General features: G+C 63.4%; 13 protein-coding genes. 6 read left to right on the top strand and 7 right to left on the bottom strand.

All coding sequences use genetic code 11. From position 1 onward, the window contains the following. The first annotated feature begins 109 nt into the window (after nucleotides 1–109). The 3 genes from IC40_RS0110470 to IC40_RS0110460 are packed head-to-tail and all read left to right on the top strand — an operon-like array spanning nucleotide 110 to nucleotide 3,594. A complete protein-coding gene (locus tag IC40_RS0110470) occupies nucleotides 110–1,069 on the top strand; it encodes a fumarylacetoacetate hydrolase family protein (RefSeq protein ID WP_030134663.1) in 960 nt (319 codons plus the stop codon). Nucleotides 1,070–1,083: 14 nt separating this feature from the next. Continuing rightward, a complete protein-coding gene (locus IC40_RS0110465) occupies nucleotides 1,084–1,773 on the top strand; it encodes a VOC family protein (protein ID WP_030134662.1) in 690 nt (229 codons plus the stop codon). Between the two features lie 3 nt (nucleotides 1,774–1,776). Beyond that, on the top strand, nucleotides 1,777–3,594 hold the full coding sequence (locus IC40_RS0110460; protein ID WP_030134661.1) for an FAD-dependent monooxygenase: 1,818 nt from the start codon (nucleotides 1,777–1,779) through the stop codon (nucleotides 3,592–3,594). On the opposite strand, the gene IC40_RS0110455 is transcribed toward IC40_RS0110460, so the two are convergent. Genes IC40_RS0110455 through IC40_RS0110445 form a run of 3 tightly spaced genes read right to left on the bottom strand, consistent with a single transcriptional unit; the run spans nucleotide 3,582 to nucleotide 8,184 of the window. Beyond that, nucleotides 3,582–4,346: an acetoacetate decarboxylase family protein gene (locus IC40_RS0110455; protein WP_030134660.1), complete on the bottom strand. Its 765-nt coding sequence runs from the start codon at nucleotides 4,344–4,346 to the stop codon at nucleotides 3,582–3,584. The genes IC40_RS0110460 and IC40_RS0110455 overlap by 13 nt on opposite strands. Continuing rightward, entirely contained in the window at nucleotides 4,343–6,013 is a 1,671-nt protein-coding gene (locus tag IC40_RS0110450; protein ID WP_051644308.1) for a 4Fe-4S binding protein, read from the bottom strand. Before IC40_RS0110450 ends, IC40_RS0110455 begins: the two co-directional genes overlap by 4 nt. After that, on the bottom strand, nucleotides 6,013–8,184 hold the full coding sequence (locus IC40_RS0110445) for a molybdopterin-containing oxidoreductase family protein (RefSeq protein ID WP_030134658.1): 2,172 nt from the start codon (nucleotides 8,182–8,184) through the stop codon (nucleotides 6,013–6,015). The genes IC40_RS0110450 and IC40_RS0110445 overlap by 1 nt, the downstream gene beginning before the upstream one ends. 62 nt (nucleotides 8,185–8,246) lie before the next feature. Here IC40_RS0110445 and IC40_RS27830 point away from each other — a divergent pair, with 62 nt between their 5' ends. Continuing rightward, nucleotides 8,247–8,864 (top strand): TetR/AcrR family transcriptional regulator, encoded by a 618-nt coding sequence (locus IC40_RS27830; RefSeq protein WP_051644307.1) that lies wholly within the window; start codon nucleotides 8,247–8,249, stop codon nucleotides 8,862–8,864. A gap of 114 nt (nucleotides 8,865–8,978) precedes the next feature. On the opposite strand, the gene IC40_RS0110435 is transcribed toward IC40_RS27830, so the two are convergent. Together IC40_RS0110435 and IC40_RS0110430 are read right to left on the bottom strand one after the other, a co-directional pair. Next, nucleotides 8,979–9,404 (bottom strand): winged helix-turn-helix transcriptional regulator, encoded by a 426-nt coding sequence (locus IC40_RS0110435; RefSeq protein WP_081843391.1) that lies wholly within the window; start codon nucleotides 9,402–9,404, stop codon nucleotides 8,979–8,981. Nucleotides 9,405–9,465: 61 nt separating this feature from the next. Next, the gene (locus IC40_RS0110430; protein WP_042509973.1) at nucleotides 9,466–10,347 is read right to left on the bottom strand and encodes an MBL fold metallo-hydrolase; all 882 of its coding nucleotides are present in this window, start codon (nucleotides 10,345–10,347) and stop codon (nucleotides 9,466–9,468) included. Between the two features lie 129 nt (nucleotides 10,348–10,476). Between IC40_RS0110430 and IC40_RS0110425 the strand changes: the two genes are divergently transcribed. Both IC40_RS0110425 and IC40_RS0110420 read left to right on the top strand, forming a co-directional pair. Beyond that, nucleotides 10,477–11,382 carry an alpha/beta hydrolase gene (locus IC40_RS0110425; RefSeq protein WP_081843390.1) on the top strand — a complete coding sequence of 302 codons (906 nt, stop codon included), beginning with the start codon at nucleotides 10,477–10,479 and terminating at the stop codon, nucleotides 11,380–11,382. A gap of 58 nt (nucleotides 11,383–11,440) precedes the next feature. Beyond that, nucleotides 11,441–11,902 carry a tautomerase family protein gene (locus IC40_RS0110420; protein ID WP_234411672.1) on the top strand — a complete coding sequence of 154 codons (462 nt, stop codon included), beginning with the start codon at nucleotides 11,441–11,443 and terminating at the stop codon, nucleotides 11,900–11,902. A gap of 450 nt (nucleotides 11,903–12,352) precedes the next feature. Here the strand turns inward: IC40_RS0110420 and IC40_RS0110415 are convergent, their stop codons facing one another. After that, nucleotides 12,353–13,465 carry a hypothetical protein gene (locus tag IC40_RS0110415; protein WP_110783499.1) on the bottom strand — a complete coding sequence of 371 codons (1,113 nt, stop codon included), beginning with the start codon at nucleotides 13,463–13,465 and terminating at the stop codon, nucleotides 12,353–12,355. 89 nt (nucleotides 13,466–13,554) lie between these two features. Further along, a complete protein-coding gene (locus IC40_RS0110410; RefSeq protein WP_157837316.1) occupies nucleotides 13,555–14,166 on the bottom strand; it encodes a TetR/AcrR family transcriptional regulator in 612 nt (203 codons plus the stop codon). Nucleotides 14,167–14,187: the final 21 nt, after the last annotated feature.

The following is a 14,187-nucleotide window of genomic DNA, read 5'->3' as shown; positions in this document are numbered from 1 at the left end:
AACCAGTCACGAGCGGTCATCTTTGGATCTTGATCCAGGCGACGGGTTGCCGTCGGACGGTTGACTGAGCCGCGAGCCGGTCGAATGCCCGGCAGACGTGGAGTTCTCGATGGTCGTCCATCTCGTCCGATACGTGCGCGGTGAGCGGACTTCGTGGGGTGTGCTCACCGGTGACCTGATCTCACCGCTGACCGGCCGATACCCCCGGACCGCCGACCTCATCGACCGGGGCAGGTCCGATTGGACCACGGCTGCGAGTCGAAGCGCCGACCTCCCGCTGGCCGACGTGGAGCTGCTCTCGCCGGTGACCACCCCATGCCGGGTGATGTGCCAGGGCGCCAACTATCGCCAACACGCGATCGAATCCGGGATGGACCCGGACAAACGGTTGTTCAACCTGTTCTTCGACAAGACCGACGCGGCCGTGACCGGTCCCCACGACCCGGTCATCCGTCCTGCCCACGTCACCCTGCTCGACTATGAGATCGAACTGACATTGGTCCTCAACGGCACCGTGGCGGAGCCCACCACGGTCACCGCCGAGAATCTCCACGAGTACGTCTTCGGAGTCACGATCGGCAACGATCTGTCCGCACGGGATGTCCAGCTACCCCAGGGGCAGTTCCTGAAGGGTAAGAGCTACCGCGGCTTCTGTCCGCTCGGTCCCGTGCTCGCAATGCTCGAACCCGCTGACCTCAACCTGTTGGACGACCTCGAGTTGCGGCTGGAGGTCAATGGGTCTCTGCGGCAACACGACAACACCGCGAACATGCTTTACCGGCCCGCGGAGACGCTGACCGAGCTCAGCGAGTTCTGTAACTGGAATCCCGGCGACGTCCTGCTGACCGGCACGCCGCATGGCATCACGGCAGGCTCACCGCCGGCGGTGGTACGCCGGCTGGCCACCGCATTGCTCCCGGAGGACAAGCTGTGGGCCGCCTTCGTCAGACTCAACCAGCGCAAGCCCTATCTGCGGCCCGGTGACGTCATCACCGCCTCCATACGCAACGCCGCCGGGACGCTCGACCTAGGTACCCAGCAGACCACCATCGTCGACGCGTCCACCTGAAAGGAGATGCCAGCATGAGCGCCACCCCGAGCCCCCTGCAACCGTCCGACTCCGACGACGCGTCGGCGACCACCTACGCGCCGGACCTGGACGCTCTTCCCGACCGCCTCGTTCCCGACTTCATCGCCCACTGGGTGGTGAAGACGGCACGCAGTGCCGAGATGATCGAATGGTACGGGCATGTCTTCGGCGCCCGAGTTGTCCACGAGGACAACCAAATCGCCTTTCTGACCTGGGATCACGAGAGTCACCGGCTGGCGTTGGTCAAGCTACCGCCGCCGCTGCGGCACGTCTTCCCGTTGTCTCGCTGGCGTCGAAAGACCTACGGCATCGACCATCTCGCCTTCACATTCACCTCGATAGCGAGGCTGTTGCTCACCTACGAACGACTCAAGGCCGTCGGGATCACCCCGGTGTGGTCGATCAACCATGGGCCCACGACCAGCCTCTACTACGAAGATCCCGAGGGGATACGGCTGGAATTCCAGACCGAGAACTTCCCCACTGCCCAAGAGACCGCCGAGTTCTTCAACAGTGCCGATTTCGATCAGAATCCGATCGGTACCGAAATCGACCCCGATTACCTTCTCGAGCAATTACGTGCAGGCACTGATCACCAGCGGTTGCTCGAACCCGGTGCCGGCACGCGTCCGGGCACAAAGCCCCGGTCCAACAAGCGGACAATGACGTGGAAGACGTTGTGAAATATGGACTCTGAAACAGTCGTCATCGTCGGCGCGGGCGCGGCGGGTGCGACCCTTGCACTACTGCTGGCTCGCCTCGGCATTCCCAGCACCGTTGTCGAAGAACGACGGGACACCCGATTGCATCCCGCCGCGCATGTCATCAATGCCAGGACGCTGGAGATCTGGAATCAGGCTTCACCCGAACTCGGCGTCGCCCTGGAAGCGATCACCCCGCCGATCGACACCGTCAACATCATCCGGTGGTGCACCGACGTCCGTTCCGAACCCATCGGTGAGATCGACCTGCTGTCCCAACCGGATCGCCTCGACGAAGTCCGCTCGCACAGCCCCTACCTCATCTCCCATATCGGTCAGCACCTCCTGATGCCGGTGCTCTGGAAAGCACTCGAACGCGCGCCGCTCGTGCACTTCCGGCGCGGCGTACATGCCGATCTACGCGGCGACAAACTGACCTTGCGATCCTCGGACTGCGAGACGATCACCCTCGCCCCCAGATTCGTGATCGCCGCGGACGGTGCCAACAGCACCCTGCGGGACGCCGCCGGTATCGCGATGACCGGGCCGGTGCTGGCCAACATGGGTAGCGTCTTCTTTCACGCGCCGCGGCTCTACCCGCAGGACTCCTGCCGACCGCTGCTGAGCTGGATCTACCACCCACGTTTCAGCGGGGTGATGATCGCCCATGCCGATGACGACTACGTGCTGATGACACCGTATCTGCACGCTGCGCAGCAGATCGCGAGCGACAGTCGGCGCTACTGGAACCGCATCCTGCCCGAAGTCATCGCGTCCACCGGCTACGAGATCCGATCTACCGGAACATGGACGATGACCAAGCAGATCGCCGACCGGTTCCGGCGCGGTCCGCTGCTCTTGATCGGCGATGCCGCCCATCGGTTCCCCCACACGGGCGGCTTCGGGCTCAACAGCGGTGTGCAGGACGCCCACAACCTCGCTTGGAAACTCGCCGCGATCCTCGACCATGGAGCGCCCGAGGCACTGCTGGACACCTACGAGATCGAACGACGTCCGGTCGTCACCCGGTTCGCCGAGCAGAGCACCCACAACCACTTCCAGCTCGATGAGGTCACCGCGGAGCTGGGCATCACCAACCGCTCGTTGCACCGGGCAACCGAACTGATCGGCAAGCTCCGCCTGGACCGCGTGCCCGCCGCAGCCATCGCCTGGACCGCGGACGCCCTCACCACGGCGCAGACCTCCAGGACCCGGCGGCTGCTCAGGCACGGCGCCGGCGGCAGACGCCTACGCCAGCAGATGGCCGATGCGATTCCAGGACAGGAGGAACATTTCGTCGCCAGCGGACTGGAGTTCGGCTACTCCTACGCCAGTTCCCTCATCGACACCGCCGAGGGACATTGCCCGGACGGCGATGTCGGGCTGTATCACCCCACGACGCATCCTGGCGCGCGTCTACCGCACAGACGCATCCTGCGAACAGACGGTATTGAGTCCTCGACCCACGCCGCGATCGCGCCGCGCGGCCTGACGTTGTTCACTGCCGATCCGGTGGGCTGGACCGAAGCCCTCGCGCACATGCCGACCACGGTCCCATTCACCGTGGTGGCCCTGACTCCCACGCCGGGAGACACAGTCGCGGCGCTGACAGACATGTTCGAGATCGGCGATCATGGCGCTGTCGTCGTGCGACCTGACGGCCATGTGGTGTGGCGCACTCGAAGCGACCTCACGTCGGCAGACCACCTGCACCGTTTCATCCAACGCGCCTGGGCGCAGGTGTATCCCAACGCGAGAGCCGACGATGAGGAACTCGAGGTCCTGCCGCATCACAGCGGGTAGGTCTCGGTGGGTGCGCTCAGCCGCATATCGGCATGACGAATGAGTATCGCACCGAGCGTCTGAACGACCGGGAATCGATGCAACGGGGTGAATTCGGAGGCACCGCTGAGGTGCACGCTGCCCTGACCGGCCCACACCTCGCCGGAGAGCGCCGTCATCGTGGACGGCACGAGCTCGGTGATCGACGGCGCCTGGCCCGGGATCGGTGACGGGATCACCCGCAGGTTCATCGTCACGTTATCTCCCGCGGCGGTCAGGATCTGGCTGTCGAGCCGTTGGGTGGGAACGAACTGTGCGACAGCAAGGTCGAGGCCGGCGGGGCGCTCCAGCCGAGCAGTGATCAGACCGTCCAGCGTGGTGGTCTGGGTGGAAAAGGTGATGTCGGCCAGCATCTTCGGCCAACCCAGCCACTCACGTCCGGCGATCATCGCCGGCTCATTGGTGACATAGATGTGCGGGACGTAACCCACGGACTGATCACCATGTTTGCAGGCAATGCTCTGCACCACCTCACGGTAGGAGCCCGCGCCGCTGATCCCGTAGTTCAGGAACGACAGCGTGACCACCGGCTGGTCATCGAGTTCCAACGCATCGGGGACGATCGACGCGGCACTGTCCGCGTCGGTCAGGTAGGTGATGGAGAGCATGTCCACATCACCGAAGTCGATCGTGGGTGCGATCAGATAGGCGGGTGCATGCACCGGGCCGACGGGAGCGAAGCGGTCCTTGGTGAGCAGTCCTCGGCGTGTCATGAGTTTCTCCTAAATTGATCGACCGACTGGGCGCCAGGTCTGATTTCTTCTTGCAGGTAAGCGATTTCGACCATTTCGTCGCGGCGAACCGACTTCCGCCGTGGACGCCCGGATGCGCGTCCCGCACGGCGCTCATATTCGTCGATGCGTTGCCAACCACCTCGATCGACATGGGCGATGGAGCGACCGTGGAGCGTGTCGGCGAAGGACTGTGGCAGGTCCTGAGGTGGCCGCAGCAGGCCTTGTCGGTGGTCGTCGAGCAGCGCGGCAACGGTCTCGGCGGCGCAGAGCGTGTTGGTGCCGATGACACCGCTCGGACCCCGCTTGACCCAGCCCGTCACATAATGGCCGGTCAGGACCTGACCCGCGGAGTCGAGGACGCGGCCACCCTTGTTGGGAATGCGTTGGGCGCCGGTGTCGAAGGCGAGCCCGTCGATCGGCCGGGCATCGAATCCTATACAGGACACCACGATGCCGGCGGCCAGCGATGACTCACCCTGCGCGGCGGACATGATGGTTGCGGTCTCGACTCGGTCTGATCCCGACAGGGCGTGCAGTGATGCCGAGAACCTGAGGTGGATTCGCCTGTCGTGCCTGCGGCGACGGACGGCGAGCTCGCGCAGCAGCGCAAGTTTCTGCTCGCCGGCGAACGCGGCCGGGTGTGGTCGATCAGGCGGCGTGACGACGTCTATGAGATCGGCGGGGTCGACGACGATATCGACTCCGTCGAGATGGGTCAGTGCCAGCAGTTGACTGAAGCTGAAGGCGGCGTGTTCCGGGCCGCGGCGACCGAGAACGACCACCTCTCGGATCCTGCTGTTATGCAGACCATTCCGAGTATGGTCGGCGATATCGGTATGCCCCATCCGTCCGCCGAGCAGGAGGACGCGTGCGACATCGACCGCGACGTTGCCGTTGCCGACGAGCACAGCCGTCGGATGATGGGCGGCCACCGATAGGTCGGCGTGATCGGGATGTCCGTTGTACCAACCGACGACCTCGGCCGCGGTGAAGTTGCCTGGCAGATGCTCGCCCGGCACACCCAATTGTCTGCCGACGGGAGCTCCCGTCGCGTAGACGACCGCGTGATGATGCGCGAGTAGGTCATCGAGGCTGATATCCGCGCCCACTTCGACGTTGAAGTAGGTGTTCAGGCGGGGGTGCGCGGCGGTGGCCTCGAACGTCGTCGTGATCTGTTTGGTGTCCTGGTGATCGGGCGCAACCCCGGCTCGTGCCAGACCATAGGGCGTGGGCAACCTGTCGATCAGAGTGACGGTGACCTCGGGGCCCGCATCGAGCAGTTCTGCGGCGGCGTAGAAGCCGCTCGGACCGGCACCCACCACCGCGACGGCAAGCGCTTCGCTGGTTGGCGTGGGTGTCGCCGGCGGTACAACCGGTGCTGCCGGATGCTCGGCCTTGCCGAAGTAGTCGGCGTTGATCGCGGCGTAGACGGCCTCGGCCGGCGGAAGTTCGTCGTCGGCGAAGATCGCATCGACAGGGCACACCTCGGCACATGCGCCGCAGTCGATGCATCGTTGCGGATCGATGTAGAGCATCTCGGCATGCCCGAAATCCGGGTCGTTGGGCGTGGGGTGGATGCAGTTGACCGGACAGACGGCCGCGCACAGCGCGTCACTGCAGCACGACCGGGTGATCACGTATGCCATCAGGTCACCGACTCGACCGCGGCGACAGACACCGGGATGCCGTTGAAGAAGGCGTTGCCCGAGGGCCGGTCGATGTAATCGGCGCCGTTGGGTGTCAGCAGGTTGTAACTGCTTCCACCGGCGGCCTTGGCCGTCTTCCACAGTCCGTCGTGTCCCCAACCGTGGGTCATCCCCACCGCGCCGACCGCGACGTCGTCACTGACCCGCACCGGCACCCGCACCTGCCCCCAGGGCGAGGTCACCACGATGTCGTCGTGGTCGTGCACACCGGCAGTGCTCGCATCTTCGGGATGGATGACCGCGTGGCAACGACGCCTGCCGACCATCAGCTCGGGCACGTTGTGTAGCCACGAGTTGTGGGACCGGAGCTCACGGATGCTGAACAGCCGCAGCGGAAATCCCGGCACCTCACCGTCGTCGGCGACCATCCGGTCGACCTCGGCGGCGAGCTCCGGGATGTCCAGATGGATGCGGCGATCGCGGGTGTGCAACTTGCGCTCCAGCACCCCTACCGGGCAGGCGTCGGCAAGTTTGACCGCACCTTGGTGGGCGAGCAATATGGCCTTGTTGAGTCCGGAGCGACGTAGGCCGAACAGGTCACCGTGGCGCCCGGTACGCAGCACCCAGTCGGTGATGGTCGACGGCGACGGACGGAATCCCAACCGTCCCAGTACTCTCGCGGCAGGAGCCACCGACGGAACGATGCCAATACGCCGCGCGATCTGGTCGAGAATCCACCAATCGTCGCGGGACTGCCCTCGTGGCGGCAGAATCGGCTTCACCCATTGGGCATTGGGCACGGTGGACTGCGCCTGGGTGAACACCGGGAGTTGCTCGCGTTCCAGCCACAGCGTCGGCGGGAGGATCCAATGCGCCAGCCGCGAGGTCTCGGTGACGTAGGGGTCCAGCGACACCATCAGATCCAGTTGCGCCAAGGCATCGGCGGTGGTCGAGCTTTCGGGTGCGCTGGTGACCATGTTGCTCGACATCGCGATAAGAGCCCGCAGCTGGCCGCGCCCCGGCGTGGTGATCTCGCGCGGCAGACAGGCCAACGGCGCGGTTCCCATCACCTCGGGAACGCCGTCCACGCGCGTCGTCCAGCGCCCCCTCCCCGCGATCCCGAACCGCGCACCGAGCGTTTCGAAATCCACCATCGGATCGCCCAGGACCATGCCACCGCGTCGGTCGAAGTTCCCGGTGACGATGGCCAGCGCGTCAAGCAGGTACTTGACCAGCGTGGAGTACTGCCCCAACGACGCACCGCAGCGGCCGTACACGCTGGCGGCCGGAGCGCCGGCAAGCGCCCGTGCCAGCTCGGTGATGGTTTCGACGTCGATACCGGTCTCCGCGGCGGCCCGAGCCAGGTCGATCTTGCCGGCCAGGCGACGCAGACTCTCGATGCCGGTTGTCTGCCGTGCCAGTGCAACCGCATCATGGCGATTCTCATCGAAGATCACTCGCAGCATCGCCAACAGCAGCCACGCGTCCGCGCCGGGTTTGATCGCCACGTGTTCGAAGAGCCGGGCCGTCTCGGTGCGGCGTGGGTCCACCACCACGACGCGACCACCTCGCCGGGGAATGTCGCGCAATACCTCGCGGATGCGCCCCGTCGTGACCAGACTGCCGTGGGATACGACGGGGTTGGCGCCGACGATCAGAGCGAAATCGCTTGCCGCGAAATCGGGTAACGGGTTGACGGTCGAGTTGCCGTACATCATGTCGGCGGCGGCCCAGTAGTTGTTCACGTCGATCGATGCCGACGCGTAGTGATGCTTGGTCTTCAACGCCGCGGCCAGGCCGTTCATGACGACGGTGGCCGAGTAGTTCCAGGCGATCGGGTTACCCCACGCGACACCGATCGACTCGGTGCCGTGCCGGTCACGGATCGTGCGCAGCCGCGTGCCGATATCCTCGAACGCCTCGTCCCAACTGGCGGCCTCGAACTCGCCGGTTGGGCTGCGGCGCAACGGCACGGTCACCCGGTCCGGGTCATCGACCACCTTGCCGAACTGCACACCCTTGGAACAGGCGAATCCTCGCGATGAGGGATGGTCGGGGTCCGGCCGCAGTTCGATGAGCCGACCACCGGCCACCGTCGCGACCAATCCGCACGATGCCTCACAGATGCCGCAGAACGTCTTCTTCTGCGTCACATCCGACGACGTTGTCATTTCTTATTCGTACACCATGTTCGATTAAGCGCGCAAGGAATCGTGGCTTAGAGTTTTCACCCATGGCGCCGACCCGACGTGCGGCCGCTCCGCGGCAGCGTCGCACCACCAGCGAACAGCAGATCCTCGATGCCACGGCCGCCCTGCTACGTGCGGGCCAGCGCCTGCCCGATATCGCGGTGAACGACATCATCGACGCGGCCGGCGTATCACGTTCGACGTTCTACCAATACTTTTCGAGCAAGACCGAGCTGGCATTCCGGCTGGCCACCCCCGCGATGACCGCGACCCGCGCCACGGCCGACCGATGGTGGGGCGAACCCACCTGGGGCGGCCCCGAGGACATGGTGGATATCGTGCGCACATTGATGGCGCAGGGCCGCGAACACCGCGTCGCCTGGCTGGCGGTGTTCGACATTGCCGACCGGGATCCAGACGCAGCCGCCGGAATGGAGACCCTTGTACGCGAATACGTCTCCCAGATGGCCGCACGGATCTCGGCCGAACAGCGGGCGGGCAACATCTCCGATGCGCTCGACCCCACCCAGCTGGGGCGGCTCATGTTGGTCACCACCCGCGCATCCATCCTGGATCAACTGGCCCACGGTGACCCCGCCGGCGACGAGGCCTTCTCCGCCACGCTGGGTCACCTGCTCTGGCTTGCCGTCCGGCCCGGGTAGGTATCCGCGGACCGCAGGAGGCGAGGTGTGCCCCGTCGCGGCGTTGGCGCTGACTGCGGCATAGACGTCACGCCCGAACCCGGTGACCAGAATCCTCGCCAGCATTGAATGCAATCAGGAGAGATGCTCGGATCGCAGCGAGTCCATGAGACGGTTCCACGCGTCAGGGCCGCTACGATTCAACGCCACGAACTTCCGCGAGATCCCTGGGTTGGCACTGGTGTGCTTACTGCCCCAGACACCCAACTGGACGAGCAAGGGCACCAATTGAATCGCCGGCTCGGTGAGGCTGTACAGAACCTTCTGGCGGTGACTGGGATCGGGGGCACGAGTCAGCAAGCCGTGTTCGGTCAACTGTTGCAGTCGCGTCGAGAGAACATTCGACGCGATTCCCTCTTCTGATTGATCCAGCAGCTCCCGGAAGTAGCGTCGGTTGGCGAACATTATGTCGCGCAACACAATAAGGGACCACTTGTCCCCAAGAACCTCGACCGTGAGATTGATGGGACAGTCCGAACGTCCCAGCTGCACTGCGGCCATGCTCTCCCTCCGAGCGAAATTCCGACGGCGTCTCTCCCGTCACTCTATCCCCGAGGTCATGTCAGTTTTCACCTGCACGCTGAGACAGAGCCTGGGTTGCGGAGAATTCAAGAGTCCAGCGATTGCCATGACCGGGATACTTACGCTCCATGATCGCGATCAACTCCTCAGCAGACGCGGACTGCTCGTATGCGGCCGCAAAGTCCTCGATGTAGGCACGCGTCGTATCGAGCATCGTCCGCACCGCGCGGTCGTCCGAGTCTGGTCGCTTGTGCCCGGCAACGATCATCGTCGGATCAAGAGACTCGACGAGATCGATCGTAGCGATCCACTTCCGCCACTCTTCGGGCGAAGATAACCCGAGCATCGGGTGAATTTCGTTGTAGACGGCGTCACCGGCCACGACCACACCGGTCTCGGGAATGTGCACGATGCTGGTGGGGTTGATGTCGGCCTGTTCGACCTCGATGACGTTGGCGACAACGTCGTCGATCTTGAGTTCTAGTGACTCGAGAGGTTCCGGGATCACGTCGCACTTCACTGTCTTATCGCCGAAGAGCAGGTCCCACTGCGACGTCTGCATGTCCACATTTTCCTGGATCCAGGTGATGACGTTGGGAAGTGCGACAGCCCGAGCCTCGGGGAACTGTTTCAGCAGTTCGCCGATCCCGAAGTAGTGGTCGGCATGCCCATGCGTTACATAGATCGTCGTGAGTTTCTTGCCCGTATCGGCGATGAGGTTGCCCAGGGCCTCGACGTCCTCCCTCAGGAAGACGGCGTCGACGAGTACGGCCTCCGTCGGCCCGGTGAGCAGTGTCGCTGTCGTCGGGGAGAAGGTGCCGCCGATCCTCAGCTCAGGCCAGCGACCGGTGAACACCGTCGCGTTGATCGGCGAGTTCTCCTGCCCGTGAACCGAATGATCAACCGCGCGTGTCGGATGCATTGCCGAACTCCTCTTCCTCTGGACCTGAACGACCCGACGTTAGCTCTGACTGAATGTGTCTTGCAACTGGTTGCGCATTAAGATCAGAATGCTCTACCGTCATCTCCACGGGGAACAGCTAGGAGGACCGTGGCAATTCAGAAGTTGGACGTCGAGTTCGCTACCGAGGACGGAACGTTGCTTCGTGGGCGCACATACTGCCCAACGGAGTCCGGATCATTCCCGGGAATTGTCATGGCGCATGGTTTCGGCGGAGTTCAACATCTGATCGAGCATTACGCCGAACTGTTCGCCGAAGCCGGGTTCAGCGTCCTGCTCTACGACCATCGAGGCTTCGGGATCTCAGACGGCACACCGCGCCAGGAGGTAGACCCCTACCAGCAGATGTCTGATTGGCGCGATGCGATGACTTTCGCTCTGCAGCAGGACAAATTCGACGAGGCCGCGGGGCTCGGGGTGTGGGGATCGAGCTTCGCTGGCGGATTGGCAATCGTCTTGGCTGCCATCGATCCCCGGGTGAGGGTGGTGGTGGCCCAGATCCCGAATGTCAGCGGTCACCGCAACGGAACGAAACTGTTCACCACTGCACAGATCAGCGAGATCCGCGACCGCTCGCTTGATGATCGTGTGAATCGTATCGCTGGCGGCGCCCCAGACGTCGTGCCCTTGTTCACCACTGAGCCGGATCGACTCAGTGCTCTGCCGGTACCAACGAATGAAGCCTTCATGGAGTACATCGCCGCACTGGAGGCCAACGCCGCGTGGCCCAATTTCGTGACCTTGAGGTCCGTCGAGCATCTACTGGAATTCGAACCTGCGGGTTGGATCCCGTACGTGTCGCCGAAGCCGCTACTGATGATCATCGGCGAGAACGATGACTGCACCTTCCCGGATGTTCAGCGTGAGGTGTTCGCCGAAGCGGGCGAGCCCAAGAAGCTGGTGAGCCATCCTGGAGGCCACTTCGACACCTATGACAAGTATTTCGCCGTTACCGGACCTCCTGCACGCGACTGGTTTCTTGAGCATCTCGTGTAGAGACCGGTAGATCTGGACAACCTCCCGGCCACCCGCGCACAGGCGTGTGTGGCCGAACATGACCACAACGAAGGGAAAACCGCCCATGCCTCTGTGGCACATCTACTGCCCGAAAGACGTTTACACAGCAGACGACAGGGAGGAGTTCGCCACGACGATCTCCGAACTGTATGTCAAGTATGTGAATCTGCCGAGCTTCTACGTGAGCGTCGCCTTCCACGAGATGGAGCCGGGTTCGTTTTTCGTCGGCGGGAAACCCAACGACCGTTTCGTGCGGATATGGATAGACCACATCGCCCGCAGGATGCCGGTGGAGCAATTCGCCCCGTGGATGCAGATCGTGAACAAGGCGATCTCGCCGTGGGTCCGCGATCGCGGTTTGGATTGGGAGATCCACGGTGATGAAACACCTCTGGAGTTCTGGAGCATCCAGGGACTCGTCCCGCCGCCGGCGGGTTCCGACGAAGAACAACGATGGTTCCGTGACGGCTTTGCATCCGCACCCTTGAGCGAACCGTAAGCACGGCGATCCGACGACACAGACTCTCAACTCTGCGTGGATTCGAGATGAATTGATCTGCGCTCAGGCGCAGAACCTCGCTCCACCCGTAACTGCATCAGTCTGCGGCCGAGACCCCGCATTGAAACCGCCACAGTACGTTCCAAACACAGAACGGTTCGCCCACGTGGGCAACAACCATGTAACACGTCCTGAGCGCCTGCCGCCAGAGCTCGCCCTCTCCTCAACTCTCAGGAAGGAGCGAACGCTGACAGCAGTGGATAACCGCTTCCGCGGAGAAGTCGACTGACCCTCTTGAACCGCGAGTCGTGGAGTATCCACCGCGCCGCGCACGGCGGATCGATGTTCTCCATGAGCCTGATCGGCGATCGACACGTGCCCACCAGATAATCACGCAAGGGCCCATCTCGCAGTAGGCATCAGATCTGAGCTGCTGAATCTGGCAGATTTTCAGACCGCACCAAGTCGTGGATCAAGGCGCACCTGGTGACTGACGTCGTCGATGAGGACTCCTGGCTGGGCCTGGCACACCGGGCCGATGGCGTCGATGAGGGAACGCACCGACATCTGCGTCACGGGATTGACCGGACTCAAGATCTCGTACTCGATCTGGCTCCTGAGTCGTGTGCTGCTGTTTCGAACCTCGATGGTGTAACCGATCAGTCCCTGCTTCCAACCCTCGAAAGGAAGATCCTCGCCTCGGAAAGCATTGGGGGCGCCCAGGAACCATACTTCTTCGTTGGTGGCAACGAGGTCGCCTCCGACGAATGCGTCGGTCGTCAGATGCAGTGCGCCGACGCATCCCGGTTCCACGGTTATCTGCGGTAGCTGCAATCGCTCGGCGACCGGGCGCCCCACAAGCCGGGTCTCGGTGCGTATGTCATCGTTACCGGCGCCACGGATACCGAAGGCCAGATTGGCCACAAGGTCCGCGTAATACATATCGCCGAAGCGAGCAAGCATGTTGTCGTCGCCGAGTGATTCCGGTGCACCGCCGAAGCCGATGGCCTCTAGCCCGCCCCACATATCGGCCGGCGCGGCGGAGAAATCGAGCGCCTCGACAACGCGCACATGATCGACCGTTCCCAGGCCAGCGGCCAGCGTCATCGCTACGCGCTCGGTCATATAAGACGGGTGAACTCCGGCACCGAACAGCGATGCCCCTCCGCGTACCGCCGCTTCCTGTAGTTTCGCCGGCGCCGGTCGGTGCGCGGACGCCCAATTCGACCGCGCCACATTGTGATACGCGACCGTTGCGATGACGTTCTTTCCCGAGAGCAACATCGCGATGACATCGTCATCGAGTCCCCCGACGATCGCCGACGCGGCACACGTCAGCAGAACTACGTCGGCGTCCAAGGCCAAGAGATCTTCGGTAGATCGGGTGGCGAGCACACCGCACGGACCGACTCCGGCAAGCTCCCCCGCGTCGCGCCCCTCCTTGCCGGGGCTGAAGACCTTCACCCCGACCAGCTCCAGACGGTCATCGGCCAGCACGCCGGCAATGGCGGCGGTGCCGACTTCACCGGGGCCCCAGACAATTACACGACGACGACTCTTCACGGCGGTCCACCTAACTTATTTGTGTGTACACGACCAAATATATCAGGCATGTGACGAGCGGAACACCCCTACCGGAAAGCGGCCGGATCTCAGGAGGACCGAAGGGTCCGTGCAAGCTTGGTCAGCCAGGCATCGAGAGCGCCGGCGAGGTCGAACGCGGCAGGATTGACGATCCACAGGTACGCGTAGCCGATGAGTGTGGAGAGCAACTCCGTGCTGAGTTCTATGGCCGGCAGATCCCGGTCGATTGTTCCGTCCGCCTGCCCAATCCGTATAGCGGACAGGAAGCTCCGCGTGGACGTGTCAAGCCACTCCGTCACTCGCTTGCGCAGCAAGTCATCGGCTTGGATCGCCTCGAAGTACAAGACGAACATCGCGCGCAGCAGCACCGGATCGGCGATGGCGAATTCACGAAGTTCTCGAATGGACTGAAGCAACAGTTCGGCTCCACTCGCGCCTTCGGCCGGAGCAGCGGTGAACCGATCCTCGTAGAGGGTTTTCAAGATGGAGTCGACCAGCGCTTCCTTAGTACCGAACCGGACCCGCACCATGTCGCGGCTATAACCTGCGCGAAGCCCAATCTGCTGCGCTGTCGTTGCTCCGTAGCCTTGTTCGGCGATCAACGCGACTGCAGCCTCAGCGAGGCGCCTCGACGATTCTTCGACCCTATCCTGTTGGGTGCGCCGAGGCTGTGTCGTCATCGTCAAAGGATAGATCCGGTG

Source organism: Mycolicibacterium neoaurum ATCC 25795 (assembly GCF_000691525.1).
Classification (GTDB): Bacteria; Actinomycetota; Actinomycetes; order Mycobacteriales; family Mycobacteriaceae; genus Mycobacterium; species Mycobacterium neoaurum.
The sequence above is the reverse complement of the archived record's forward strand: the minus strand, read 5'-3'. Positions and strand labels throughout refer to the sequence as shown.